A 25,629-nucleotide genomic window follows, 5' to 3' on the forward strand; every position below is an offset into this window, starting at 1 on the left:
ACCCGGCCGGCCGCGCGCCGACCGGCGGGCACCTCGCGCCCGCGCCACACCATCACCCCCCGACCGGCGGGCACCCCGCGCCCGGGCCACACGACCGGCCCCCGAACGGCGGCCCCCCGGCGCCGGGCCCGCACGAGCCCCGGACCGGCGGGCACCCTGCGTCCGGCCCTCACGACCCGCCCCCGACCGGCGGGCACCCCGCGCCCGCGCCGGGCGACCGGTCCCCGAACGGCGCGCGCCCGGACAACGCACCGGAGCCGGCTACGGGAATCGCCCAGGACCCGGCGCCCCGTTTCGGTCGCCGGGCAGCGAGCCGCGGTCACGCCGACTCCCGGATGACCGAGGTCGTCGGCGCGCTCGTCCCGCGCCGGCGCCGCTGCGCCGGTGAGCCCGATCCGGAACCGGCCGAGCCGGCGGCCGGCGACGCACCGGTGTCGGAGGAGGGGCCCGAGGAACCGGCCGTGGTGTCGCCCCGGCAGCGCGCGCTCCGCATCGGCGCCGTGGTGGCCGCCGTCCTCGTCCTGGCCGCGACCGCGTTCGGCTTCGCCGGGCGCTCGACCGTCCACGACGGCGTCCGGCCGGTCGCCGCGCTCGAGCCGGACTCCGACGCGATCCTCGACGCCGCCGCCCAGGCCGGGGACCGGAACGTGCTGGTGCTGGGGGTTCAGGCGGACCGCGCGGGCGTCCCCGAGCCGGCCCGGACCGACACCGCGGTCCTCGTCCACCAGCCGGCGGGCGGCGGGCAGGCCGTCAACCTGGCCGTACCCGCGACCCTCGAGGTGCCCCGGCCACCGTGCCGGCGCTGGGACCCGGTCACCGGCGCGTACGGCGAGACCGTCCCCGCCGAGTCCCGGACCGCCTTCGCCACCGCGTACGACGTCGGCGGCCCGGCCTGCGCGGTCGGCGTCGTCCAGAACCTCACCGGGATCCCGGTCAGCGGGTTCGTCGCGTTCGACCTGGCCGGCGCCCCGGGCCTGGTCACCTCGGTCGGCGGGGTCGAGGTGTGCACCGAGCGGCCCGTCGTGGACCCGGTGCTCGGCCCGGTCGTCGAGGGCTCGGGCGCGGTCCCGCTGGACGGCCCGGCCGCCCTGCGGTTCGCCTCCGCGTCCGGCACCGCCGACAGCTCGCCCGCCAACCGGGTGCAGCGCCAGCAGCGGGTGCTCGCGGCGGCGCTCGGCCGGGCCCTGTCGACGTCGTCGCTGCTCACCCCTGGCGCGCCCGGCCGCGCCGCCGACGGCCTGTCCGGCGCGGTCGTCGCGGACGGTGTCGACGCGGGCGAGATCCTCACCCTGGCCCGCGGCCTGGGCCGCGCCGGGACGGCCGGGGACGGCAGCACGCCGGTCTTCCTGCCGGTTCCGGTCGCGGACACCCCGAACACCCGCGGTCACCTCGAGCTGCAGCGCAGCGACGCCCGGGCGTTGTTCTCCGCGCTGCGCGAGCACGGACCGCTGCCCGGGTCCGCCACCGCTCCCGCCGCTCGGTCGGCGGCGGCCCCGGTCGCCGGCACCACCGTCGACCTGGTGGACGCCACCGGCCGGCCCGGCGCCGTGGACCAGGTCGCCGCGGACCTGCGCGCCCGCGGCTACGAGATCGGCGAGATCACCACCGGCCCGGTCTCGCCGCACGCCACCGTCCACTACTCCCCCGACAACACCGAGGCCGCAGGAGCCCTCGTCGGCGCGCTGCCCGGGGCCCACCCCGCCCCGGACCCGACCGGGACCGGGCGTCTGGAACTCGTCGTCGGACCCGGTGACGCGGCTCCCGTGCGGGCCGTCCCGGCCGCCGACGCGGACTGCTCCTGACCCTGCGCGCCACCCGCGCAACGCACCGCCGTCGCCCACCGTTCACAACGGGTTCATCGACTGAGGCTGCCCCGCACGGTCACCCGTTCTAGGCTCGGGGCATGCGCGACACGTACCAGGAGCAGCTCGACGAGCTGGCGTCCAGTCTGGCCGGGATGTGCGACGACGTGGCGCGCGCCATGGAGAACGCCACCCGCTCGCTGCTCGAGGCCGATCTCCAGCTCGCCGAGCAGATCATCTCCGAGGACATCAAGATCGACGACGTCCGTGCCTCGGCCGAGCACCAGGCGTTCGGGCTGCTCGCGCTGCAGGCCCCGGTGGCCACCGACCTGCGGGTCGTCGTCGCCGCCATCCACGGCGCGGGCGACATCGAGCGGATGGGCGACCTCGCGCTGCACGTCGCCCAGGCGGCGCGGCGCCGGCACCCGCAGTCGGTGGTGCCGGAGGAGATCAAGCCGTACTTCGCCGAGATGGGCCGGGTCGGTGTCGCGCTCGCGGAGAAGGCCGGCCAGGTGATCCGCACCCGGGACCTCGACGCCGCCGTCGAGCTCGAGGCCGACGACGACGCCATGGACGACCTGCACCGGCACATGTTCACGGTGCTGATGGACCGCAACTGGACCCACGGGGTGTCGGCGGCCGTCGACGTCGCGCTGCTCGCCCGCTTCTACGAGCGCTACGCCGACCACGCCGTGGCCGTCGCCCGGCGCATCGTCTATGTCGTGACCGGGCAGATGCCGGGGCCGCTCGCCGTCTGAGGCCCGGCGGTCGAGGGCCGAAGCTCGGTTCTGAGAACGCTCGCCCACCGAGCCGCGTTTGGCCGCGCGACCCGACGGGCACCCCGGCGCCATGGAGCACGCGGGCTGCGCCGTCGTCGAGGTGACCGGCACCTCCGACGTGAGCGTCGAGGACGCCATCCGGAGCGGGCTGGGGCGGGTCGGGCCCGCCCTCGAGTGGTTCGAGGTCGCCGGTGTGCGTTCGACGGTGCTGGGCTCGGCGGAGCCCTACCAGGTCGTCCTGCGCGTCGGGCTCCGGCAGGTGCTCGCCTGAGCCACCAGCACGCCGTTCACCCGCCGTTCACCACGCCCGGGCCGACGGGGCCCACCGCGCCGATCTAAGGTCGTGAGCATGCGCAGGGAAACGCTCGACGACAACCTGACGCAGCTCCAGGCGATGCTCGACGAGATGGGCCCGCTGGTCGTCTCCGCGTTCCGGCACGCGTCGACCGCGCTCCTCGAGGACCGGCGCCGGCTGGCGGAACAGGTCATCGCCCGCGACCCGATCATCGACGGGCACCGGGCCGCCGTCGAGCTGCTCGCCGTCGAGACGATGAACATCCACCAGCCGATGGTGTCGCCGCTGCGCCACGTCGTCACCGCGCTGCGCTGCTCCCAGCAGCTCGAGCGGATGGGCGACCTCGCCGCGCACATCGCCGAGACCGTCGCCCGCACCGGGGACAGGCCCGCGCTCCCGGAGCAGGCACGACCCCTGTTCGTCGAGTACGGCGCCCGGGTCTCCGCGATGGCCGAGAAGGCGGTCACCGTGCTGCGCACACACAACGTCGTCCTGGCCGCCGAGCTCGAGGCCGACGACGACCGCGTCGACGCCGTCCACCGCTCGGTGTTCGAGCTGATGTTCGGCCCCGGGTGGACGGCCGGTGTGCCGGCCGCCGTGGACGTCGCCCTGCTGGCGCGGTTCCACGAGCGCTACGCCGACCACTGCGTGCACCTCGCCGACCACGTCGCCTACGCGGTCACCGGCCGCACCCTGGACGAGGTCCCCCTATAGACGCGCGGCGGCCCCGGCACCGCTCGGGTACCGGGGCCGCCGTGCCGGGACCGATCAGCCGAACCGGCCGGACACGTAGTCCTCGGTGGCCTTCTGCGCCGGCTGGGAGAAGATCGTCTTGGTCTCGTCGAGCTCCACCAGCTTGCCGGGCTTGCCGGTGCCCTCGATGTTGAAGAAACCGGTGTAGTCGCTGACCCGCGCCGCCTGCTGCATGTTGTGGGTCACGATGACGATCGTGTAGTCGTTCTTCAGCTCGTTGATCAGATCCTCGATCGCGAGCGTGGAGATCGGGTCGAGCGCCGAGCACGGCTCGTCCATCAGGAGCACGTCCGGGCGCACCGCGATCGCCCGGGCGATGCAGAGCCGCTGCTGCTGGCCGCCGGACAGCCCGGAGCCGGGCTTGTCGAGCCGGTCCTTGACCTCGCTCCACAGGTTGGCCCCGCGCAGCGAACGCTCGACGGTGTCGTCGAGCTCGGCCTTGGACGCCTTCTTGTTGTTGAGCTTCATGCCCGCGATCACGTTGTCGTAGATCGACATCGTGGGGAACGGGTTGGGCCGCTGGAACACCATGCCGATCTGCCGGCGGACGCCGACCGGGTCGACGTTCGCGCCGTAGAGGTCCTGGCCGTCGAGCTCGATCCGGCCCTCGACCCGGGCGCCCGGGATGTTCTCGTGCATCCGGTTGATCGACCGCAGGAAGGTCGACTTGCCGCAGCCGGACGGCCCGATGAGCGCGGTGACCGTCTTCGGCTTGATGGTCATGTTGACGCCCTCGACGGCGAGGAACGACCCGTAGTAGATGTTCAGGTCCTTGGCTTCGACACTCTTGGCCATGTCCGGGGGTTCCTTATCGGGTCTTCGGGGCGAAGTATCGGGAGATCAGGCGGGCCACGACGTTGAGCACCATGACGACGAGCATCAGGACGAGCGCCGCCGTCCAGGCCCGGTCGATGAAGGGCTCACGCGGCACACCGGGCGTCGCGTACGAGTAGTAGGCGAACACCGGCAGGGTCGCCATCCGGCTGTCGAACGGGTTCAGGTTCACCCCGGTCGCGAGGCCCACGGTCACCAGCAGCGGCGCCGTCTCACCGATCACCCGCGCGATCGCGAGCGTGATGCCGGTGGCGATGCCACCGGCCGTGGTCGGGATGACGACCTTGAGGATCGTCCGCCACTTCGGCACGCCGAGCGCGAACGACGCCTCGCGCAGCTCGTTCGGGACGATCTTGAGCATCTCCTCGGTGGAGCGCACCACGATCGGGATCATCAGCACGGTCAGCGCGACCGCGCCGACGAAGCCGAACCGGACGCCCGGGCCGAGCAGCAGCGCGAACAGCGCGTAGGCGAACAGGCCGGCGACGATCGACGGGATGCCCGTCATGACGTCGACGAAGAAGGTGATCGCCCGGGCCAGCCGGGACTGGTTGCCGTACTCCACCAGGTAGATCGCGGTGAGCACGCCGACCGGGATCGACATGGCGGCCGCCAGCCCGGTGATGACCAGCGTGCCCTGGATCGCGTGCAGCGCCCCGCCGCCCTCACCGATCACGCCCCGCATGGAGTTGGTGAAGAAGGCGAGGTCGAACCGCGCCCAACCCTGGCTGAGCACGGTCCAGAGCACCGAGGCCAGCGGGATCATCGCGAGCAGGAACGCGCTGGTCACGACGACGGTGACCAGCCGGTCGGCGGCCTTGCGGGCGCCCTCGACGACCCGCGAGGTGGCGTAGGTGGCGACCGCGTACGCGACGGCGGTGAGGAACAGCCACAGCCCGACACCGAAGCCGGTGGCCGCGACGACACCGGCCATGACGACGGCCGTGCCGGCGAGGATGCCGTACGGCGCCCAGCGCGGGAGGCTGCCCTTCCGGCGCAGGACGTCCGGCGTCGTCGTGGCGGGGGCCTCCAGGCCGGTTCCGGTCACGGGGGCCTCGGTATCGATCCGGTTGCGTTCGGTTCCGGTGGACATCTCAGTTGGCTCCGGAGAAGTCGCGGCGGCGCTCGACGATGTAGCGGGCGAGCATGTTGACCAGCAGGGTGATCACGAAGAGCACCAGGCCGGACGCGATCAGCACGTTGACGGTGATCCCGGAGGCCTCCGGGAACTGCAGGGCGATGTTCGCCGCGATCGTGCCCGGGTTCTCCGAGCTGATCAGGTTGAACGTGACCGCGCCGGAGACCGAGAGGATCATCGCGACGGCCATCGTCTCGCCGAGCGCGCGGCCCAGGCCGAGCATCGCGCCGGAGATGATGCCGGAGCGGCCGAACGGGAGCACGGCCAGCCGGATCATCTCCCAGCGGGTCGCGCCGAGCGCGAGCGCCGCCTCCTCGTGCAGCTTCGGCGCCTGGAGGAACACCTCGCGGGCGACCGCCGTGATGATCGGCAGGATCATCACCGCCAGCACCAGGCCGACCACCAGCATGGTGCGGCCGGTGGTCGACGGCGGACCGGCGAACAGCGGGATCCAGCCCAGGTAGTCGGTCAGCCAGGTGCTCAGCCCGACGGACAGCGGCGCCAGCGTCCACGCGCCCCACAGGCCGTAGACGATCGACGGCACGGCGGCCAGCAGGTCGACGATGTAGCTGAGCCCCTGCGCCAGCCGGCGCGGGGCGTAGTGGCTGATGAACAGGGCCACCGCGACCGCGAGCGGCGTGGCCACCAGCAGCGCGATCACCGCGCTGAGCAGCGTGCCGAAGATCAGCGGGGCGACGTAGACGACGATCCCGCCGGGCAGCTCCGATCCGGACGCGGTGAACGCCGGGAAGGCCTCGATCAGCAGGAACGCCGCGACCCCTGCCAGGACGACGAGGATCGCGATCCCCGCCCCCTTCGCGGAGCCGGCGAAGATGCGGTCACCGAGCTGGGTGACCGGCTTCGCGGCCTGCGGCTCGGGCTTGACTCTGGTGGTGGTCACAGTGATCCCTGGAGGTGCGGACGTTCGCGGAACAGGGCTGGGCGGACACCCGGGAACCCCGGGCCGACGTCCATCATGAACATCGCCCGGGGTCCCTGGCTAGATGACGTTCGCCTCGTCGGAACCGCCTCAGCTTCCCGCCGCGATGCGGTCGATCACCGGGGTGATCTGGTTGCGGAGGTTCGGCGACAGCGGGGCGGAGCCGGCGGCCTGCGCCGCGGCCTGCTGGCCGGGCTCGCTGACCACGTACTTCAGGAACGCCTTGGTGGCGTCGGCCTGGGCCTGGTCCGGGTACTGCGGGCAGGCGAGCAGGTACGACACCAGCACGACCGGGTAGGCGCCGCCGGTGGCGGTCCGGTTGAGCTCGAAGGCGAACGAGCTGTCGCCCTGGCCCTCGACCCGCTTCGACTCCTCGAGGATCTTCGCGGCCGCCTCGGCGGTCGGCGCGACGTTCTGGTTGCCGAGCTTGACGTTGGCCTTGCTCAGCTGGCCGGCCTGCGAGGCGTCGGCGTAGCCGACGGTGCCGTTGCCGGCGCCGACCGCGCCGACCACACCGGAGGTGCCCTGCGCGGCCTCGCCGCCCGGCGCCTTCCAGTTGCCGTCGCCCTCCTCGGTCCACACGGCCGGGGCGGCCTTGTTCAGGAACTCGGTGAAGTTCTCGGTGGTGCCCGACTCGTCGGAGCGGTGCACCGGCGTCACCGGGGTGGCCGGGAGCTGCACGCCCGGGTTGTCCGCGGCGATCTTCGGGTCGTTCCAGGTCTTGATCTCGCCCTTGAAGATGCCGGCGATCGTGGCCGGGGCGAGGTTGAGGTTCTGGACGCCGTCGAGCTTGAAGACGACGGCGATCGGCGACACGTAGTTCGGGACCTCGATGACCTGGCCGCCGCAGCGCTGGCGCGCCTGGTTCAGCTGGTCGTCCTTGAGGTAGGAGTCCGACCCGGCGAACTGGACGCCGCCCTGGATGAACTGGGTCCGCCCGCCGCCGGAGCCGACCGGGTCGTAGTTGACGGTCGCGTCCGGGTTGGCCTGGCCGAAGCCGGCGATCCAGGCCTGCATCGCGGCCTGCTGGGAGCTGGCACCCGCGCCGGAGATCGTGCCGGAGACGCCGCCGCCCTCGGCACCGCCGCCGCCGCCCTCGTTCGCGGCGCCGCACCCGGCGACGAACAGCGCACAGGTCGCCGCGACAGCGGTGGCCGCCAGGCGCGCTCGGGGCGCGCGCCGAATGGTCTTCACTGCAGGTTCCTCCGTGATCGGCTCGAGCCGTTCGAGACGACAGCCCGGTGAGGCCGTCCGGCGGGAGACGCTAGGAGTCCCCGTTGGACGCAGGACCCACGGAAGATGAACGTGGGATGAACAGGACCACCGGACGGATGGATCCGCGTCACACGTTCGGCCGTGGCGTGATCACAGCGCGACCGCCCGTGACCGTCAACGGGCGTAGTTGACGTCGGCGGCGTGCACGGTGAACCCGAGCCTCTCGTAGACCCGCACCGCAGGCGCGTTGTCCGCCTCCACGTACAGCAGCACCGTTCCCAGGCCCCGGTCGCGCAGGTGGTGCAGGCCGGCGAGGGTGAGCACCCGGCCCAGGCCCCGGCCGTGCGCCGCCGGGTCGACACCGAGCACGTAGACCTCGCCGGCCGCGGGCTCGTCGGCGGTCGCGGGGTGGACCTTCGTCCAGTGGTAGCCGAGCAGGGTGCCGCCCCGGTCGGTCGCCAGGAGGAACCCGTCGGCGTCGAACCAGTCCTCCGCCTGGCGGGCGGCGAGCTCGCGACCGGTCCAGCCGCCCTGCTCCGGGTGCCAGTCGAAGGCCGCGTTGTTGACCCGCAGGAACTCCTCGTCGTCGCGGCCCGGGACGAACGCGCGCAGGGTCACCCCGTCCGGGAGCTCCACCTCCGGGAGGGGGTCGCCCAGCGGGCGCCGCATCTGCCACAGCACCCGGTCGCGCCGGTAGCCGCGCCGCTCAGCCAGTGCCTTCGCGGCGTCGAGGTCACCGTGCGCCCACACGTGCGGATCCGCGACGAGCCCCTCCAGTGCCTCGACCAGCGCGGTCCCGAGCCCGCGCCGGCGCTCGTCGGGGTGCACGGCCAGCTCGGCGTACTCGCCGTCGAGCTGGGCGTACCCGGCGACGGCCCGGGTCGCGCCCGGAGCGACCACGTGGTGCACGCCGTCGCGGGCGCCCCCGGCGCGCAGGGTGAGCAGGAACTGCTCGGAGAACGGGTCGGCGCCGTCGGCCGCGCCGGCCGCCGCCAGCAGGTCGTGCACCGCGGCGGCGGTGTCGGCGTCGAGGTCGGTCAGCACCCGGGGCTCCACGAGCCGGACCCTAGTTCGTCCGCTCAGCGCGGGGAGAGCGCGCCCGGGGTGGTCCGTCCCGGCCGGGCGGGACGGCCGGCGCCCGGCAGGCGACGGCCCGAGCGGTCGGAGTCGGCGGCGTCGGCCTCCGGGTCGGGCGGGGCGGTCAGGCCGCCGCCCCGGGGCGGCCGGACGAACTTGTAGCCGACGTTCCGCACGGTCCCGATCATCTGCTCGTGCTCGCCGCCGAGCTTGGCCCGCAGCCGCCGCACGTGGACGTCCACGGTGCGGGTGCCGCCGAAGAAGTCGTAGCCCCAGACCTCCTGCAGCAGCTGGGCCCGGGTGAACACCCGGCCCGCGTGCTGGGCGAGGTACTTGAGCAGCTCGAACTCCTTGTAGGTGAGCTCCAGGAGCCGGCCCTTGAGGCGCGCCGAGTAGGTGGCCTCGTCGATCACCAGCTCACCCAGGACGAGCGCGCCGCCGCCGGAGGCCGACTCCGCGCCGGGCCGGGAACGGAGCAGCCGCAACCGGGCGTCCACCTCGGCCGGACCGGTGTCCGGGAGCAGGATCTCGTCCACCACCCACTCCCCGGAGACCGCGACCAGGCCGCCCTCGTTGAGCACGGCGACGACCGGCACGTCGGTTCCCGTGCTGCCGAGGAGCCGGCACAGGCTGCGGGCGGCGACCAGGTCGCTGCGGGCGTCGACCAGGACGGCGTCGTGCGGGCCGGCGTCGAGCAGCGCCGCCACCTCGGGGGCCGCGGTCCGCACGTTGTGCGGGAGCAGGGACAGGGCAGGCAGCACGGCGGTCGCGTCCGGAGCCGTGGTCAGCAGGAGCAGTTCCATGGACTCCTCCTCTCGGGATACGCGGACGATACCGCCACGTCATCCCCCGGTCAGCAGGATCGCGACCCGCCTCACGCCCCGGATCTGGATCGGTCCACCCGAGGTCATGCCCGGCCGGTCCCTCCGGCGGGGCGGGGCCGCCCGCCGGGGCGGTTCGCGGGCTCACTACCGTCGGGGGTACCCGTACCTGCCCATCGGGAGGCACCGCCCGTGGACTCCCCCGCCCGTCGCGGTACCGCGTTCCGGGTCGTCGTCACCCTGCTGGCCGCCGTGGCCGTCCTCGTCCTGGCCGATCTCGGCACCGGCGCGGCCGCCGAGTCCGGGATCTCCCGTGCGATGCGCGAGCGGCTGGACCTGCCCGAGGACCCGGCGGTCCGGGTGCACGGGTTCTCGTTCCTGGCCCAGGCGGTCACCGGCCGCTACGGGGAGGTCGAGGTGTCGATGCAGCGGGTGCCGATCGGCCCGCTGCGCACCCCCGAGGTGCGGGCGACGCTGTACGGGGTGCGGGCGCCGCTGTCCGACCTCGTCGGCTCCGGGCCGGCCCGGTTCCGGGCGGCCGCCGCCGAGGGTGTGGTGCGGATCGGGCCGCTGGACGTGCGACGGCTGGTCGTCACCGCCGGTGGCCCCGCCGCCGGGGTGGAACGGCTGACCGTCGAGGAGGTCGACGCGAACGCGATCGACACCGTCGTCCGGGCCGGCGGCGACCCGGCGCTGCGCGGGCTCGACCCGCGCACGGCCGCCCGGTTCGTCGCGGAGATGCCGGTCGGCGGGGCGGACGCGCAGGTCGCGGTGCTGACCGCGCTCGTCGTCTCCGACGGGCGGCTGCGGATCGTGCCGCTCGACGTCCGGGAGCACGAGACCGACGAGCCGGTGCCGGACGCGGTGCGCGACTCCCTGCGGCACGCGATGGCCGTCGAGCTGGCGCCGGGGACGCTGCCGCTCGGCGTCACCGCGATCTCGGCGTCGGTTCCGGAGCACAATGTCCTGGAGATCGCGGGGACCGTCCGGGACCTGGACATCGGTGAGAGCACCCGTTCCGCGAGCTGAGGAGGGCGTCGTGAGCGGTACCGGCCTGGCCGTGCTGGTCGTCGTGCTGGTGCTGACGGCGGCCGTGGGCCTGCTGCTGCGCGCCCGCACCGGACGGGTAAGGGGGCCGGGACGCGCCCGCGGGGACGGGACGGGCTGGGAGCTCGCCGGCGTCGCACCGGCCGGGCGGCGGGCGTTGCTGCTGCAGCTGTCGTCGCCGGTGTGCGCACCGTGCCGGCAGACCGCGCGCGTGCTCGCCGACCTCGCCGACGGCGACCCGGGGCTGGCCCACGTGGAGATCGACGTCGCGGAGCGGGTGGACGTGGCCCGCGCGCTCGGCGTCCTGCGCACGCCCACCACCGTGGTCTTCGACGCCCGCGGGGCCGAGCTGCTGCGGGTGTCCGGGGTGCCGCGGGCCGAGGAGCTGGCCGCCGCGCTGCCCGCGGAGCGGCCCCGGATGTGACCGATCGGCCTGCGGCACGGGTGCGCGGACGGGCCCGGGTCGGCTACCCTCGCGATCGTGAACTGGCCGCTGACCCGACGCCGCACGGTTGATCTGTGCCGCCTCGCCGGCTGCCTGTGTCTGGACTCCTGACCCGCGTGTCCTGAGCCGCCGCGTCCCCGCGACGCCCGGCTGCCCCGGTCGACAACAGGAGTCCCTCCATGTCCGTCACGGACCCCGGATCCGCGCCCGGCGAGCCGCCGCTCGATCCGCGCGGGGTCCGGTTCTCCGCCGCCCTGACCAGCGTCGTCCTGGCGCTGGTGCTGCTCAGCGGCAGCGGCCTGCTCGTCACCGCGCAGGCCGTCGTGTTCGCCGTCGCGACGTTCGCCGGCATGCGGTTCGCGCCCTACGGGGTGCTGTACCGGGTGCTGCTCGCGCCGCGGCTGGAGCCGCCCGCCGAGCGGGAGGACGCCGCCCCGGTCCGCTTCTCGCAGACCGTCGGGCTGGTGGTCACCGCCGTCGCGGCGGCCGGTTACCTGACGGGCCTCACCGCGCTCGGCGTCGTCGCCACCGCGGCGGCGCTCGCGGCGGCCCTGCTCAACGCGGCCTTCGGCGTCTGCCTGGGCTGCGAGCTGTACGGGCTCCTCGCCCGCCTGCGCACCGGCCCGGCCGGGGCGCGCACCTGATCGCCCACCCACACCTATCGGGAGAGAACGAAACATGAGCCGCGAGGACGTCCTCGTCACCGCCGACTGGGCGGAAGAGAACCTGGAGACCGACGGGGTGGTGTTCCTGGAGGTCGACGAGGACACCACCGCCTACGACGGGGGCCACCTCCCCGGTGCGGTCAAGGTGAACTGGACCGACGAGCTGCAGGACCCGGTCCGTCGCGACATCGTCACCAAGGAGCAGTTCGAGCAGCTGCTGTCGGCCAAGGGCGTCGCCAACGACGACCTGGTCGTGCTCTACGGCGGCAACAACAACTGGTTCGCCGCCTACGCGTACTGGGAGTTCAAGCTCTACGGCCACGACAAGGTCGTGCTGCTCGACGGCGGCCGCAAGAAGTGGGAGCTCGACGGCCGGACCCTGACCACCGACGTCAAGGACCGCCCGGCGACCACCTACACCGCCAAGGACCCCGACACCTCGATCCGCGCGTTCCGCGACGAGGTCGTGGACGCGATCGGCGCGAAGAACCTGGTCGACGTCCGGTCGCCCGACGAGTTCTCCGGCAAGATCCTGGCCCCCGCCCACCTGCCGCAGGAGCAGTCGCAGCGCCCGGGCCACGTCCCGTCCGCGATCAACATCCCGTGGTCCAAGGCGGCCAACGAGGACGGCACGTTCAAGTCGAACGAGGAGCTGGCCGCCCTCTACAAGGAGGCCGGCTACGACGAGGGCAAGGCGACCATCGCCTACTGCCGCATCGGCGAGCGCTCGAGCCACACCTGGGTGGTGCTGCACGAGCTGCTGGGCCACTCCGACGTCAAGAACTACGACGGAAGCTGGACCGAGTACGGCTCGCTGATCGGCGTGCCGATCGAGCTGGGAGCGAAGTGACATGTGTGGAGCCCCTGACCAGTCCGTGACCCTGCCCGCGGGCACCGACCTGTCCAAGGAGACCGTGCTGGCCGGCCGCGTCGTGGCCGGCGGCGAGCCGGTCGGCGGCGCGTTCGTGCGCCTGCTGGACGGCACCGGCGAGTTCACCGCGGAGGTCGTCTCCTCGGCCTCGGGTGACTTCCGGTTCTTCGCCGCGCCGGGCACCTGGACCGTCCGCGCGCTGTCCCGCTCGGGCAACGGCCAGTCCGAGCTCGTCGCCGACGGGCCGGGCCTGCACCAGGCGGAGATCGCCGTCGCCTGAGCCCGTCCTGCCGACACCGAACGCCGCTCCGGACGAGCTGTCCGGGGCGGCGTTTCGTGTGATCGACGGTTCGGCACCCGTTCCGGACGGATCCGGCCGGGATCGGTGCCGGATCGTCGATCACACGTCGCTCGGCGGGACGCGGGCGGCGGCGTGCCGCCCCGGGAGGCTAGTACGCTGACGCGCCGTGCACTGGTTCTCCACCGGGCTGCTGATCGCCCTGTCCGCGGGAACCGCCGCCTGGGCCGGGTGGCTGCTCCGGCGCCTGTTCGTCGTCGAACCGGCCGCGGGCGGTGTCCCCGCCGACCCGGCCGCCCGCCCCGTCCCGGACGACGACGCCGACCACACCGAGGAGCCGACCGCGTGAGCAGTCCCGACGACGAGCAGCTGCGGACCACGATCACCGGGCCGGAGAACGCGGCACCGGACTCGCCGCAGCGCAACCGTCCGCAGTGGGCGGACCTGCCGGTCACCGACGACACCGCGAACCTGCGGCAGGGCCCGGACCTGCACGACTGGTGTCTCGGCGTGCTGCCCCTGGTCGGGGTGTGGCGCGGTGACGGCGAGATCGTCGACCCGGCCGTCGAGGGCGCGCGGCCCTTCGGCCAGCAGCTGACCTTCGCCCACGACGGGCGCGCGTTCCTGACCTTCGAGTCCCGGGTCTGGCTGCTCGGGCCGGACGGGGAGATCGGCGAGCTGCTCGAGCGCGAGAGCGGGTTCTGGCGCCCGCAGGAGGACGGCTCGCTGGAGGTCGTGATCGCCGACAGCAGCGGGCTGGTAGAGGTCTACTACGGACCCAAGGGCGACATGCGGTCCTGGCAGATCGAGACCGACGCCGTCGCCCGCACCGCGTCCGCCCGCGCCACCGTCGCCTCCAAGCGGCTCTACGGCCTGGTCAACCAGGGCGACCTCGCCTACGTCGACGAGCGCGCGATGGACGGCGGCGAGCTCGCCCCGTACATGTCGGCCGTGCTCCGCCGCGTCGTCGGCTGAGCGGTGGTCGACGCCGCTCCACGCCGCTGCGGGAGCCGGGCACTGCTGTTCGAGGTGGGCTCCCGGGCCGAGGTGGCGGCGATCGTCGCCGCCGTGCGGGCCGCGGAGCTGCCCGAGGTGACCGAGCTGGTCCCCGCGGCGCGGACGGTGCTGGTCGAGGTGGTGCCCGGCGTGACGCCGGACCGCGTGCGCGAGGTGGTCCGCTCGGCCGACCCGGCCGCGGGCGAGGCCGGCACCGGCACCCGGCACACCATCCCCGTGACCTACGACGGCGCGGACCTCGAGCTGGTCGCCCGCACGGCCGGCATCTCCGTCGACGAGGTCGTGGACCTGCACAGCGGCGCGGAGTACACGGTGGACTTCTGCGGGTTCGCGCCCGGCTTCGGCTACCTGTCCGGGCTGCCCGAGCCGCTGCGCCAGCCCCGGCTGGAGAGCTCGCGGACCGCGGTCCCCGCCGGCTCGGTCGGAATCGCCGACGTCTACAGCTGCGTCTACCCGCGCCGCTCCCCCGGTGGCTGGCGGCTGATCGGGCGCACCGACATCGTCCTGTTCGACCCGTCGGCCGAGCGGCCGTCCCTGTTCACCCCGGGTGACCGGGTGCGGTTCGAGGCCCGGTGAGCGGCACGCTGGAGGTGCTGCGGGCCGGGCCCCAGGCCCTGGTCACCGACCGCGGACGGCCGGGGCACGCGCACCTGGGCGTGCCGCCGTCCGGGGCGCTCGACGGGCCGGCCTACGAGCTGGGGAACCGGCTCGTCGGCAACCCGGAGGGCGCCGCCGGCCTGGAGCTGCTCGGCGGTGGCCTGCGGACCCGGGTCCACGGTGGATGCCTCGTCGCCGTGACCGGGGCGCCGGCGCCGGTGACCGTCGGGGGGCGCCCGGCGGCCTCGCACGCGGCCGTGTACGTCCCCGACGGGGCCTGCCTGGAGATCGGGCGGCCGGTCCGGGGGTTGCGGGTGTACCTGGCCGTCGCCGGTGGGCTGGACGTCGCGGCGGAGCTCGGCAGCCGCAGCACCGACCTGCTGTCCGGGCTGGGGCCCGCGCCCGTCGCCGACGGTGACGAGCTGCCGGTCGGTGCCTGGTCCGGGCCGCTGCCGGAGCCGGGCCCGGTGCCCGTCTCGGTGCCGGTCGGGCCGGTGCGGCTGCACGTCCGGCTCGGGCCCCGCGACGACTGGTTCACCGATCCGCGGGCTGCCCTCGCCGGTCCCGAGTGGACGGTGTCACCGGACGGCAACCGGATCGGGATCCGGCTCGACGGCCCGCCCCCGCCGCGGCACCCGGACACCCGGGACCGGGAGCTGCCCAGCGAGGGCATGGTCACCGGTGCGGTGCAGGCCCCGCCGGACGGCCCGCCCGTGGTGTTCCTGGCCGACCACCCGACGACCGGTGGCTACCCGGTGATCGCGGTCGTCGAGCCGGCGGACCTGCCGGCGCTCGCCCAGGCCGCGCCGGGGACGGGAGTCCGGTTCACCGTGCTGGCATGAGCGTCGGCCGCTGCGCCGTCGCTTTCGCCGCACTGCGGGCGATCCACCGCACGGGTAGGGCACGGAGCAGCGGCCCGTCCCGCCCGAACCGGGAACCCGCCGTTCCGTCTGACCCGGGACGGTCCCGTTCCCGCCGAGATGCAGCTGAGGGTTCGAAAAGATCAACAATTCGCGCTGGGGTGCATGTCGGCAGGGATGATCCGGGCACGGACCGTTCCCGTCGGGCGCAGACCGGTTCGCTGCGGTGCGGACCCGGTACCGCCCGTGCTTCGACGGGCGGCGGCGTCCCGGGTCGGGGCGCGCGGGCGCGGTGCCGGTCAGCCGCGGTCGGCGTCCTCGCCGTCCAGGATGGTCCGTACGTCGGCCGTGGGGATCCCCGACAGCCGTCCGATCTGGACCGGGTCGAGGCCGCACTCGTGCAGGTGCCGGACCGCGCCCGCCAGGTCCTCGCGACGCCGGCGGAGCGCGTCGCCGAGCTGATCGATCCGGTCCCGGGAGTCGTCGAGCCGGCGGGCGGCGTCGACGGCCCGGGCGGGGTCGGCGAGCAGCACGCCCAGCAGGCGGTCACGGACGTCGGCGACGGGCGCCGTCGCGTGTGACGGGACCACGGTCAGCGGCAGCTCCTGCTGGTCCCCGGTCGCCGGGTCCGCGCCCTCGCTCCCGCGGTACATCCGCGCCCGCTGCACCGCGCGGGCGGCGAGCGCCTGCTGGACGGCGCGGGACACCGGCTCGCGCCCCGCCGCCCACGCGGGGCTGATGGTGGGCACCCCGTCCGGCGGCGTTGCAGCCGACGGGACGTCCCCGCGCTCGGCATCGCGGGGCAGATCCTCGTGGGCGGGGACGGTGCGCTCGACCGACCAGGGCGGGAGGGGGCGGGTGGCGTCGTCCGCGGAGCCGGGTCTCGCGGCGCGGCCCGGACGCGCGGGACCGGCCTGCCCGGGAGGCTCGGCGCCCCGCGTCCCGGCCGACTCGGCACCGCCGCCCGCCGCATCGGCGCCCGCGGCATCAGTGCTCACGGCATCAGAACCCGCAGCACCAGCGCCCACAGCATCAGAGCCAGTAGCCCCAGCGCTCGCGGCATCAGCACCCGTGGCCTCGACGCCCGCGGCGTTGGAGCCCGCGGCGTTGGAGCGCCCGGCGTCCATGGGCGGGGTACCTGCGGAGCCGGCCGTCGCGGGACGGCCTCCGGTGGCCGCTGCGCCCGAGACATGACCGCCCATCGACCAGGCACCCGTGGGGTCGGCGCCCGTGACCCCGGCACCGGCAGGGTCGGTGTTCGGGGTCGCGGAGTCCGCGCCGCCCGCGGCAGCCGCGCCCGTCGCTCCGAAACCCCAGGAACCGGCATCGGCCGAACCCGCACCCGTGGCCCTCGCGTCCGTGGCATCCGCGCCCGCGGCTCCGGCGCCCCGGGAGCCGGTGCCCGCGAGCCCGGCGGCCGCGATGCCGGCCGCTGCGGCACCGGCAGCGCCGGTCCCCGCGCGCGAGCCCGCGGACCCGGACGGTTCGGTACCCGCCGGGTGCCACTCGGAGCCCCCGGGAGCGGGGCCCGCCTCCCGGCCGCGCGCCGGTCCGTTCGCGCCCGCCGCCCCTGACGCACCGGTCCCGTCGTCGTGCGGAATCGGTGCATCCGTGCGTGGTGCGGACGCGTCACCCGAGGCCGTGGTGTCACGTGACGCCTCCGCGTGCGGACGGCGCCGGTCGGTCGACGGCTCGGTCCGGGCCAGGGTCGCGTCGTCGGGTCGCTCGTCCGCCGGTGCGGCGAGGTCCTCGGTACGCGGCTCCGTGTGCGGGACGGTGTGCCTGCCCGCCGCCGGGGCGGGCGCGGGAACCGGGACGAGATGCACCGGGTGCGCGCCGGGATCGGTTCCCCGCTCGGCGACGACGTCCGCGACCGTCCGGGGCCGGGGCGGGACCGGGTCCGCCGGGCCTCCGGCGGCCTCGCCGGTCCAGTCCTCGGCGCACGGTTGCGGCCCGTCGATGGCACTCGGCGGAGCGACCGGCAGCGGATCGGGCGCCGTCGACCGGCGGGCGCGCCGCACTCCCCACAGGATCAGGATCACGAGCACGCCCGCGCCCACCACCGCCCCGAGGGCGAGGGGCGGGGCCGTGAACGAGCCGAGCTGCATGGATCCGGACCTTAGGACGGCCGCGGTCCGCGCGCGTGGAACCTCAGCTGCTGCGCGTCCCCGAGGACGGCTGTGCCGTGCTCGGCCGCCCGGTGGCGGGCGCGCCGTTCCCGGCGCCGTTCGGACCGCTCGGCCGGCCGTTCGCGGGACGGTCCGCCGGCGCGTCCGCGGACTCGGATCCGCTGGTACGGCCTGCCTGACCCTTGCCGGCCTGGCCGGAACCGTTGCGCGGGGCGTCCGGGCCGCCCTTGCCCGCGGGGCGCGCGGCCGTCGGGTTGGCGGTCGTCGGCGGGTCCGCGTCCGCCGCGGACGTCGACGACGCGTCCTTCCGGTCCCCGCCCGCCGGCTTCTGCGAACCATCCGATGGGGTGTCACCGGATCGGCGGACAGCGCCGACCGCGACGGTCCGCTCCGCGTCCTTGCCGGCACCGCGGGCGGCGTCCGTGCGGGGCACCGCGGACGTCGCGGGTTCGGCCGCCGGGTCGGACGTCGACGTCGGGCGGAACAGCTCGGCGGGTTCCGGCTCGTCGCCGCCGGGCCGGGCGGCGCTCGCCCGGTCCGGGCCCGTGCCTCCCTGCTGGCCCTGACCGCTCTGCTGTCCGGGCGCGCCCTGGCCGGCCGGCTGTCCGGGCTTACCCGGCAGGCCGGTCTGCGGCTTGCCGGCATCGCCGGGCGCGCTCGGGCGGCTCTGGCTGCCCGACCGACCCTGCGAACCCGGTGTGCCCGGGCGGTCCTGGGCGCCCGACCGATCCTGCGGACCTGGTGTGCCCGGGCGGTCCTGGGCGCCCGACCGCCCCTGGGGGCCCGGTGCGCTCGAGCGGTCCTGACCGCCCGGCTGACCCTGCTGACCCGGGCGCTCCTGGCTACCCGACACGCCGGCCTGCTGCCCCGGCTTGCCCGGCTGCCCCGGCTGGCCGGGGGCGCCCGGCCGGTTCTCGCCGCCCGGCCGGACCTGCTGACCGGACTGACCCTGGCGCGGGCCGCCCTGCTGACCCTGACCGGCCGGAGCGCCGGGTCCGGGCCGCGGCGCGGGCGACGGCCGGGGCGACGGCCGCGGACCGGCCTGCGCCGCCGCGGCACCCGGCTGCTGTCCCTGCTTGCCGGCCGCACCCTGCTGCGCCTGCTGGCCGAGGGCGCCCTGCTGGCCGGGCGCGCCCTGCTGACCGTGCTGGCTCGGCGCGCCTTGCTGACCCTGCTGGCCCGGCGCGCCCTGCGGACCGTGCTGGCCGGGCGCGCCCTGCTTGCTCTGCTGAGCAGGCATGCCCTGCTGGCCGGACGCCCCCTGGCCGCCGGACGGAGCGCCCTGCCCGCTCGCCGGCTGCATCGCGGGCCGGTCGGCCGGGCCGGGTGTCGACGCACCAGGGGCACCGCGGTCCTGCTGCCCGGACGCAGCCGGGCGCGCGCCCTGCTGGCCCACCGCGTGATCCTGATCCGGGCGGCCACCCTGGTGCGCCGGGACACCGGCGCCCTGCTGGGCGGGCCCGGGCTGCGGGCGCGGGCCGGGCCGCGACGCGGAGCCCGAGTCGTGCTGGCCGGCCCCCTGGGCCGCGGCCGCTCCGGAGGGGGACGCACCGTTCACTCCGGACTGCGGGCCCTGCGGACCATCGCCGGACCGCGCGACCTCGGCACGCAGCTCGTCGCGGCGCCGGGTCAGCTCCCCGACCTCGGCGCGCAGCTTGTCACCGTGCTCACGGGCGCGGTCGGCGTCGGCCCGGGCACGATCCACCTGCTTGCGGGCCTCGGCGGTGACACGCTCGGCGTCCGCCTTCGCCTTGGCCCGGATCTCCTCGGCCTCCTCCTCGGCCTTCTGCAGGATGGCCTGCATCCGCTCGGAGAAGGAGTCGACGCCGCCGGCCGCGGCGTCGTGCGGCGCGGGACGCGGGCCGGGCCGCGGCGGACCGTGATGCGGACCGGGGCCGGGCGCACCAGGCGGGCCCGTGAACCCGCCGGGGGGCGGTACCGGCATCGGCGGGGCCGGCCGGCTCCGCAGCGCGTCGATGTCCGCCCGCATCCGGCTCATCAGCCGCTGCATCTGGACGACGTGCTCGTCCACCTGCTTGCGGTCGTATCCGCGGAGTACGACGTCGAACCGCGGGGGCCCGCCCGGGCGGTCCGCCCCGTCTGCCGTCATCGCCTCTCCTCACAGGTCGTCCGGCATTGCGCAGGGCCACCGCACCCGGGCGCACCCGGCTCGACCCCGACGAACAGGGTAGCCGCGCCTGCGCCGTCGCGGCGAACTCCGCGGCACGCGCGGATCATCCACCGGCGTGGCGGCTCCCGTGACGGGCGATCGCATGACACGATGCGCGGCTACCGTTCTCGTGCCGTGAGGGTACCGGTCCCGACGGAATACCATCGGCCGCGTGGACTCCTCGCTGAAGGGCACGCTGCACAAGCGCGGTCTGCGGATGACCCCGCAACGCCAACTCGTGCTGGACGCGGTGCGCGAGCTGGGGCACGCGACGCCCGAGCAGGTGTGCACGCACGTCCAGGCGACCGCGCCTGCCGTCAACATCACGACCGTCTACCGGACGCTGGACCTGCTGGAGGAGCTCGGCGTCGTCCGGCACGCCCACCTCGGGCACGGTGCGCCGACCTACTCCGAGTACCGGCACCGGCACGTGCACCTCGTCTGCCACCGCTGCGGGCGGGTGGACGAGGCGCCCGTCGAGCTGCTGTCCGATGTGGCGAGACGCACGCTCGACGAGCTGGGTTTCCACCTCGACGCCACGCACGTGGCACTGTCGGGTACCTGCGCGCAGTGCGCCCGCGAGCACGACCACCCGGACGACGACGCGGCCCCCGCGGACCCGGCGGCCGCGAAGGGAGATCGGTGACCACACCCGGACCCGAGCAGCACACCGACGAGACGCCGGACCCGGACGCCGCCGTCCCGGCCCACCACGGCGACCCACCGGCCGAGCAGCGGGCGATGGCCCGCTCGTCCGCGGTCGTCGACCGGAGCCACCGCGACGTCCTCGCGGTGACCGGTGAGGAACGCCTGGCCTGGCTGCACCTGCTGCTCACCCAGCACGTCAGCGAGCTCCCCCCGGACACGGGCACCGAGGCTCTGGTGCTGGACGCGCAGGGCCGGGTGCTGCACCACATGGCCGTCGCCGCCACCGGGGACACCGTGTACCTGGACACCGAGCCGGGCGACGGGGCACCGCTGCTCGACTACCTGACGAAGATGGTGTTCTGGTCGAAGGTCGAGCCGCGCGACGCCACGGCCGAGCTCGCCGTGCTGAGCGTCGTCGGCCCGGAGGTCCCCGCCGTGCTCGAGCGGGCCGGCCTGCCGCTGCCGCCGGCACCGCACGGTGTCACCGGGCTGGACGGCGGCGGGTTCGTCCGGCGCACCCCGTGGCCGGGGCGGGACGCGGTCGACGTCGTCGTGCCCCGGGACGCCAAGGACGCCTGGTGGGAGGCGTTGACCGACGCGGGCGCCCGGGCCGCCGGGACGATCGCGTTCGAGGCACTGCGGGTCGAGTCGCGCGCGCCGCGGCTGCACCGCGACACCGATGAGCGGACCATCCCGCACGAGGTCGGCTGGATCGGGCCGGCCGTCCACCTGACCAAGGGCTGCTACCGCGGGCAGGAGACGGTGGCCCGGGTCGCCAACCTGGGCCGTCCGCCGCGCCGGATGGTGCTCCTGCACCTGGATGCCGGGGACGAGGAGCTGCCCCGCACCGGGGACCCGGTCCACCGCGACGGGCGTCCGGTCGGCCGGGTCGGCACGGTCGTGCAGCACCACGAGCTGGGCCCGGTGGCGCTGGCGCTGCTGAAGCGGTCGGTGCCGGTCGACGCGGAGCTCACCGCGGGCGTCGACGACCGGGTCTCACCCGCCTCGATCGACCCGGACTCCTACGAACCGGACCCGGAGAGCCCGCCGCCGGGCCGGGCCGCGCGGGAGCGGACCCGGGGCGGCCTGTGACTCCGGCGGTGCCGCGTCGCACGTTCCGGGGTGAGCAAGGTACGGTTATTACCACGACATTGATGAGACGAGAGGGGCCGCCGGGTCGTGTCAGCTGACCGGGCCGCCCCTTCCCTGTTGTAAGGGGGACCAGCCATGGGGCGCGGACGAGCCAAGGCCAAGCAGACGAAGGTGGCCCGCGAGCTCAAGTACAGCTCCCCCGCGATGGATCTCGACGCGCTGCAGCGTGAGATCGGGAGCGGGACGGCGGTTACTACCGACAACGGCGACGACGAGTACGGCGAGTACGCCGACCTCGCCGCCAAGTACAACGACGAGGACGACGACCCTCGCCGCTGAACCGCACACCGGCGCCCGGGCACCGGAGTTCCGACTCCGGCCGCTCGGGCGCCGCCTCGCGCGCGGCGCCGGCCTCCGCTCACCGCTGCGGGCGCCACGCCGGTCGTACCGGACGGTTCCGCCGGTCGGACGGATAGGGCAAGATCATGAACGCTGTTCCCGGCCCCGTCCCCCGTCCGAGGTGTTCACGACATGCGCGGCAACCTCTTCGCGGTCGCCGTGAACCTCGTCGTGCTCACCGTGCGGTCGGACCGGTTGCACGTGCTGCTCATCGAGCGGGGTGAGCAGCCCTTCCTCGGCGAGTGGGCGCTGCCCGGGGGCTTCGTGCGCCCCGACGAGGACCTGGTCCATACCGCCGACCGGCGGCTGGGCGAGGAGACCGGGGCCGACACCGGCGACGCCGTCGTCGGGCACCTGGAGCAGCTCGCGAGCTACGCGGCACCCGATCGCGACCCGCGCGGCCGGGTGCTCTCCGTGGGCTACCTCGCGTTCGTGCCGGACATGCCGGAACCGACCGCGGGCGGCGGGGCCGCCGCGTCGGCGTGGTGGCCCGTCGACCGGGTCCCCCCGCTCGCGTTCGACCACGACACGATCCTCGCCGACGGCGTCGAGCGGGCGAGGGCCAAGCTGGAGTACACGACGCTGGCCGCGTCGTTCTGCCCGGCCGAGTTCACCGTCACCGATCTGCGCCGCGTCTACGAGGCCGTCTGGGACACCTCGCTGGACCCGCGCAACTTCCAGCGCAAGGTGACCTCCACCGAGGGTTTCCTCGTGCCGACGGCCACCCTGGTCACGGGGGGCCGCGGCCGCCCGCCGCGGCTGTTCCGCCGCGGTGACGCCACGGCACTGCACCCGCCGATGTTGCGGGACTCGCACCGGTTGGCCGACGGCCCGGCGCGGGAACGGCTCGACCCGGCCGGCTGACCCGGCACCCACCCGCTGCGGCCGGTCACCGGCCGCCGGCGGAGACCCCGGCGGATTCAGAACCGGGGGTGTTCCCCGCGCAGCTGCACGCGGGCGCCGAGCTCGCCGGAGTCGGCTCCCTCGACGTCGCCGACCCGGCCGACCTCGCCGAGGATCCAGGCCGGGACGTGCCGGGCGGTGAGGACGGCGAGTGCCCGGTCGACGTCCTCGGGCGGCAGCACGGCGACCATGCCGACGCCCATGTTGAACGTCTTCTCCATCTCCGCCCGGTGCACCCGGCCACGGGTCTGGACCAGCTTGAAGATCGGTGCGGGCGTCCACGAACCGCGCTCGACGGTCGCGGCGAGCCCGTCGGGCAGCACCCGCTCCAGGTTCCGGGCCAGGCCACCCCCGGTGACGTGCGCGAACGTCCGCACCCCGGTCTCGGCGGCGATCGCGAGGCAGTCCTTGGCGTAGATCCGGGTCGGGACGAGCAGCTCCTCGCCGAGCGACTGGTCGAACTCCTCCAGCTCACCCTCGAGCGGCAGCCGGGCGATGTCCAGCAGCACGTGGCGGGCCAGCGAGTAGCCGTTCGAGTGCAGCCCGGACGAGGCCATCGCGACCAGGACGTCACCGGGACGCACCCGCTCCGGGCGCAGCATCTTCTCGGCGTCCACGATCCCGACCCCGGTCGCGGACAGGTCGTAGCCGGCGGCGTCCATGAGGCCCGGGTGCTCGGCGGTCTCACCGCCGAGCAGCGCGCAGCCGGCCTGCTGGCAGCCCTCCGCGACGCCACGGACCAGGGTCGCCACCTTGTCCGGCACCAGCTTGCCGACGGCGATGTAGTCCTGCAGGAATAGCGGCTCCGCACCGCAGACGACGAGGTCGTCGACGACCATCGCGACCAGGTCCTGGCCGATGGTGTCGTGCTTGTCCATCGCCTGGGCGATCGCGACCTTGGTGCCGACGCCGTCGGTGGACGCGGCGAGCACCGGCTCTGCGTACTTGGAGAACTTCGCGGCGAACAGCCCGGCGAACCCGCCGATCCCGCCCATCACCTCGGACCGGGTGGCCTTCTCGGCGAACGGGCGGAACTGCTCCACGGCCCGTTCCCCCGCGTCGATGTCCACCCCGGCCGATGCATAGCTGGCGGTGCCGGGCTCGGTCGAGGACATGGGTCGGTTCTCCAGGTGCGGTGCGGGTGGACGGCGTGTCGCGGCGGCGGTCCGGCTCAGGGCCGGCTCAGTGCCTCCCCGGCACCGTATCCGACGGCCAGCGGGCCGGGATCGCCAGATGCGGCGCCGGAGGCCGCCGGGGCGGGAGCGTCCTCGAGGAGGTGCTTGCCGAGCTTCGCCTCGTCCGGCAGCGGGATCGGGTAGTCGCCGTCGAAGCAGGCGCAGCACAGCCGCGAGCGCGGCTGCTCGGAGGCGGCGACCATCTGGTCCACCGACACGTAGCCGAGGGTGTCGGAGCCGATCGAGCGGCGGACGCCCTCGGTGTCGGCGCCGTTCGCGATCAGCTCGGCCCGGCTGGCGAAGTCGATGCCGTAGAAGCAGGGCCAGCGCACCGGCGGGCTCGCGATCCGCACGTGCACCTCGACCGCGCCGGCCTCGCGCAGCATCCGGACCAGGGCGCGCTGGGTGTTGCCCCGGACGATCGAGTCGTCGACGACCACGAGGCGCTTCCCCCGGATGACGTTGCGCAGCGGGTTCAGCTTGAGCCGGATGCCGAGCTGGCGGATCGTCTGGCTGGGCTGGATGAAGGTGCGGCCGACGTAGGCGTTCTTGACCAGGCCCTGGCCGTAGGGGATGCCGGAGCCCTGGGCGTAGCCGATCGCGGCCGGGGTGCCGGACTCCGGGACCGGGATGACCAGGTCGGCCTCGACCGGGTGCACCTCGGCCAGCCGACGGCCGATCTCGACCCGGGTGTCGTACACCGACCGGCCGGCGATGTGGGTGTCCGGGCGGGCCAGGTAGACGTACTCGAACACGCAGCCCTTCGGCTCCGGAGCGGCGAAGCGCTGGCTGCGGATGCCGTCGGCGTCGATCGCGATGAGCTCGCCGGGCTCGACCTCGCGGACGAACGAGGCGCCGACGATGTCCAGCGCCGCCGTCTCCGAGGCGACGACCCAGCCCCGCTCCAGGCGGCCCAGGACGAGCGGGCGGACGCCCTGCGGGTCGCGGGCCGCGTAGAGCGTGGTCTCGTCGGAGAAGGCCAGCGAGAACGCGCCGCGCAGCCGCGGCAGCAGCCGCAGCGCCGCCTCGTAGAGGCCGAGGTCGTCGGCGCCGGCCGCGAGCAGCTCGGTGACCAGGTCGGAGTCGGTGGTGGCACGCAGCCCGGAGCGCCGGTTGCCCTCCAGCCGGGCGACGTCCTCGCGCAGCTCGGCGGTGTTGACCAGGTTGCCGTTGTGGCCCAGCGCCACGCCGGACCCGGTCTCCGTGGTGCGGAACGTCGGCTGGGCGTTCTCCCAGGTCGTGGCGCCGGTCGTCGAGTAGCGGCAGTGCCCGACCGCCAGGTGGCCCCGCAGCGAGGACAGCGTCTGCTCGTCGAACACCTGGCTGACCAGGCCGAGATCCTTGAAGACGACCGTTCGCCTGCCGTCCGAGACGGCGATGCCGGCGGCCTCCTGGCCGCGGTGCTGCAGCGCGTAGAGGCCGTAGTACGACATCTTGGCCACGTCCTCGCCCGGGGCCCAGACACCGAAGACCCCGCACTCCTCGCGGGGGCCGGTCTCCTCGGGCCCGGACTCGGGTACGGCAGCCGCCGCGGTGGCGGGTGCAGGGCTGACGTGCTCGTTCCGGACGGAACTCAACGCGGCGCTCCTCGACTGGCGGCGTACCGGACCAATCCGTGATCGTACGCGGGCCGCGCGGGCTTCACCCAGGTCCGGGAGG

The 25,629-nt window shown here is 74.9% G+C and carries 28 protein-coding genes; 18 read left to right on the top strand and 10 right to left on the bottom strand.

Going from position 1 to position 25,629, the window contains the following annotated elements; all coding sequences use genetic code 11:
* Window positions 1–335: 335 nt before the first annotated feature.
* From H7X46_RS23755 to phoU (H7X46_RS23770), 4 genes are all read left to right on the top strand, one after another.
* Window positions 336–1,802 (top strand): LCP family protein, encoded by a 1,467-nt coding sequence (locus tag H7X46_RS23755; RefSeq protein ID WP_186361474.1) that lies wholly within the window; start codon window positions 336–338, stop codon window positions 1,800–1,802.
* A gap of 101 nt (window positions 1,803–1,903) precedes the next feature.
* Window positions 1,904–2,560, top strand: coding sequence for a phosphate signaling complex protein PhoU (phoU, locus tag H7X46_RS23760; RefSeq protein ID WP_186361475.1), 657 nt, complete (start codon window positions 1,904–1,906; stop codon window positions 2,558–2,560).
* Between the two features lie 58 nt (window positions 2,561–2,618).
* Complete coding sequence (locus H7X46_RS23765) at window positions 2,619–2,852, top strand: dodecin family protein (protein ID WP_222131406.1); 234 nt, start codon at window positions 2,619–2,621, stop codon at window positions 2,850–2,852.
* A 78-nt stretch (window positions 2,853–2,930) separates the two neighbouring features.
* Window positions 2,931–3,590, top strand: a complete 660-nt coding sequence (gene phoU, locus H7X46_RS23770; RefSeq protein ID WP_186361476.1) for a phosphate signaling complex protein PhoU — start codon at window positions 2,931–2,933, stop codon at window positions 3,588–3,590.
* 54 nt (window positions 3,591–3,644) lie between these two features.
* Here the strand turns inward: phoU (H7X46_RS23770) and pstB are convergent, their stop codons facing one another.
* The 6 genes from pstB to H7X46_RS23800 form a co-directional block, all read right to left on the bottom strand.
* The gene (gene pstB / locus H7X46_RS23775; protein WP_186361477.1) at window positions 3,645–4,424 is read right to left on the bottom strand and encodes a phosphate ABC transporter ATP-binding protein PstB; all 780 of its coding nucleotides are present in this window, start codon (window positions 4,422–4,424) and stop codon (window positions 3,645–3,647) included.
* A 13-nt stretch (window positions 4,425–4,437) separates the two neighbouring features.
* Window positions 4,438–5,556 carry a phosphate ABC transporter permease PstA gene (pstA, locus tag H7X46_RS23780; protein WP_186361478.1) on the bottom strand — a complete coding sequence of 373 codons (1,119 nt, stop codon included), beginning with the start codon at window positions 5,554–5,556 and terminating at the stop codon, window positions 4,438–4,440.
* A 1-nt stretch (window position 5,557) separates the two neighbouring features.
* Entirely contained in the window at window positions 5,558–6,502 is a 945-nt protein-coding gene (gene pstC, locus H7X46_RS23785) for a phosphate ABC transporter permease subunit PstC (RefSeq protein WP_186361479.1), read from the bottom strand.
* Window positions 6,503–6,631: 129 nt separating this feature from the next.
* Window positions 6,632–7,726 (bottom strand): phosphate ABC transporter substrate-binding protein PstS, encoded by a 1,095-nt coding sequence (gene pstS, locus H7X46_RS23790; protein WP_370589085.1) that lies wholly within the window; start codon window positions 7,724–7,726, stop codon window positions 6,632–6,634.
* Window positions 7,727–7,930: 204 nt separating this feature from the next.
* Window positions 7,931–8,812, bottom strand: a complete 882-nt coding sequence (gene mshD, locus H7X46_RS23795; RefSeq protein WP_186361481.1) for a mycothiol synthase — start codon at window positions 8,810–8,812, stop codon at window positions 7,931–7,933.
* Between the two features lie 23 nt (window positions 8,813–8,835).
* Window positions 8,836–9,636, bottom strand: coding sequence for a response regulator transcription factor (locus H7X46_RS23800; protein WP_186361482.1), 801 nt, complete (start codon window positions 9,634–9,636; stop codon window positions 8,836–8,838).
* A gap of 210 nt (window positions 9,637–9,846) precedes the next feature.
* Here H7X46_RS23800 and H7X46_RS23805 point away from each other — a divergent pair, with 210 nt between their 5' ends.
* The 10 genes from H7X46_RS23805 (at window position 9,847) to H7X46_RS23845 (ending at window position 15,436) form a co-directional block, all read left to right on the top strand.
* Window positions 9,847–10,683, top strand: coding sequence for a DUF2993 domain-containing protein (locus H7X46_RS23805; protein ID WP_186361483.1), 837 nt, complete (start codon window positions 9,847–9,849; stop codon window positions 10,681–10,683).
* Window positions 10,684–10,693: 10 nt separating this feature from the next.
* Window positions 10,694–11,125: a thioredoxin family protein gene (locus H7X46_RS23810; RefSeq protein ID WP_186361484.1), complete on the top strand. Its 432-nt coding sequence runs from the start codon at window positions 10,694–10,696 to the stop codon at window positions 11,123–11,125.
* A 57-nt stretch (window positions 11,126–11,182) separates the two neighbouring features.
* Complete coding sequence (locus H7X46_RS30920) at window positions 11,183–11,257, top strand: putative leader peptide (protein ID WP_350662235.1); 75 nt, start codon at window positions 11,183–11,185, stop codon at window positions 11,255–11,257.
* Between the two features lie 68 nt (window positions 11,258–11,325).
* Complete coding sequence (locus H7X46_RS23815) at window positions 11,326–11,790, top strand: DUF4395 domain-containing protein (protein WP_186361485.1); 465 nt, start codon at window positions 11,326–11,328, stop codon at window positions 11,788–11,790.
* A 34-nt stretch (window positions 11,791–11,824) separates the two neighbouring features.
* Entirely contained in the window at window positions 11,825–12,661 is an 837-nt protein-coding gene (locus tag H7X46_RS23820) for a sulfurtransferase (protein ID WP_186361486.1), read from the top strand.
* A gap of 1 nt (window position 12,662) precedes the next feature.
* Entirely contained in the window at window positions 12,663–12,962 is a 300-nt protein-coding gene (locus H7X46_RS23825) for a DUF1416 domain-containing protein (RefSeq protein ID WP_186361487.1), read from the top strand.
* A 187-nt stretch (window positions 12,963–13,149) separates the two neighbouring features.
* A complete protein-coding gene (locus H7X46_RS23830) occupies window positions 13,150–13,329 on the top strand; it encodes a hypothetical protein (protein ID WP_186361488.1) in 180 nt (59 codons plus the stop codon).
* Window positions 13,326–13,955: an FABP family protein gene (locus tag H7X46_RS23835; protein WP_370588927.1), complete on the top strand. Its 630-nt coding sequence runs from the start codon at window positions 13,326–13,328 to the stop codon at window positions 13,953–13,955. Before H7X46_RS23830 ends, H7X46_RS23835 begins: the two co-directional genes overlap by 4 nt.
* Before the next feature lie 3 nt (window positions 13,956–13,958).
* Window positions 13,959–14,573, top strand: coding sequence for an allophanate hydrolase subunit 1 (locus tag H7X46_RS23840; RefSeq protein ID WP_186361489.1), 615 nt, complete (start codon window positions 13,959–13,961; stop codon window positions 14,571–14,573).
* Window positions 14,570–15,436, top strand: coding sequence for a biotin-dependent carboxyltransferase family protein (locus H7X46_RS23845; protein ID WP_186361490.1), 867 nt, complete (start codon window positions 14,570–14,572; stop codon window positions 15,434–15,436). Before H7X46_RS23840 ends, H7X46_RS23845 begins: the two co-directional genes overlap by 4 nt.
* A gap of 317 nt (window positions 15,437–15,753) precedes the next feature.
* Here the strand turns inward: H7X46_RS23845 and H7X46_RS23850 are convergent, their stop codons facing one another.
* Both H7X46_RS23850 and H7X46_RS29180 read right to left on the bottom strand, forming a co-directional pair.
* On the bottom strand, window positions 15,754–16,452 hold the full coding sequence (locus tag H7X46_RS23850) for a hypothetical protein (protein ID WP_186361491.1): 699 nt from the start codon (window positions 16,450–16,452) through the stop codon (window positions 15,754–15,756).
* A gap of 1,153 nt (window positions 16,453–17,605) precedes the next feature.
* Window positions 17,606–19,693: a hypothetical protein gene (locus H7X46_RS29180; protein ID WP_222131408.1), complete on the bottom strand. Its 2,088-nt coding sequence runs from the start codon at window positions 19,691–19,693 to the stop codon at window positions 17,606–17,608.
* A gap of 232 nt (window positions 19,694–19,925) precedes the next feature.
* Between H7X46_RS29180 and H7X46_RS23860 the strand changes: the two genes are divergently transcribed.
* The 4 genes from H7X46_RS23860 (at window position 19,926) to H7X46_RS23875 (ending at window position 22,756) form a co-directional block, all read left to right on the top strand.
* Window positions 19,926–20,399, top strand: coding sequence for a Fur family transcriptional regulator (locus tag H7X46_RS23860; RefSeq protein ID WP_370588928.1), 474 nt, complete (start codon window positions 19,926–19,928; stop codon window positions 20,397–20,399).
* Complete coding sequence (locus tag H7X46_RS23865) at window positions 20,396–21,493, top strand: folate-binding protein YgfZ (RefSeq protein WP_186361492.1); 1,098 nt, start codon at window positions 20,396–20,398, stop codon at window positions 21,491–21,493. Before H7X46_RS23860 ends, H7X46_RS23865 begins: the two co-directional genes overlap by 4 nt.
* A gap of 135 nt (window positions 21,494–21,628) precedes the next feature.
* Window positions 21,629–21,832, top strand: coding sequence for a DUF3073 domain-containing protein (locus H7X46_RS23870; protein ID WP_186361493.1), 204 nt, complete (start codon window positions 21,629–21,631; stop codon window positions 21,830–21,832).
* Between the two features lie 192 nt (window positions 21,833–22,024).
* On the top strand, window positions 22,025–22,756 hold the full coding sequence (locus H7X46_RS23875; protein WP_186361494.1) for an NUDIX domain-containing protein: 732 nt from the start codon (window positions 22,025–22,027) through the stop codon (window positions 22,754–22,756).
* Window positions 22,757–22,812: 56 nt separating this feature from the next.
* Here the strand turns inward: H7X46_RS23875 and purM are convergent, their stop codons facing one another.
* A complete protein-coding gene (gene purM / locus H7X46_RS23880) occupies window positions 22,813–23,910 on the bottom strand; it encodes a phosphoribosylformylglycinamidine cyclo-ligase (RefSeq protein WP_186361495.1) in 1,098 nt (365 codons plus the stop codon).
* Window positions 23,911–23,966: 56 nt separating this feature from the next.
* Window positions 23,967–25,547 carry an amidophosphoribosyltransferase gene (purF, locus tag H7X46_RS23885; protein ID WP_186361496.1) on the bottom strand — a complete coding sequence of 527 codons (1,581 nt, stop codon included), beginning with the start codon at window positions 25,545–25,547 and terminating at the stop codon, window positions 23,967–23,969.
* Window positions 25,548–25,629: the final 82 nt, after the last annotated feature.

The sequence above is a fragment of the Pseudonocardia sp. C8 genome, from assembly GCF_014267175.1.
Classification (GTDB): Bacteria; Actinomycetota; Actinomycetes; order Mycobacteriales; family Pseudonocardiaceae; genus Pseudonocardia.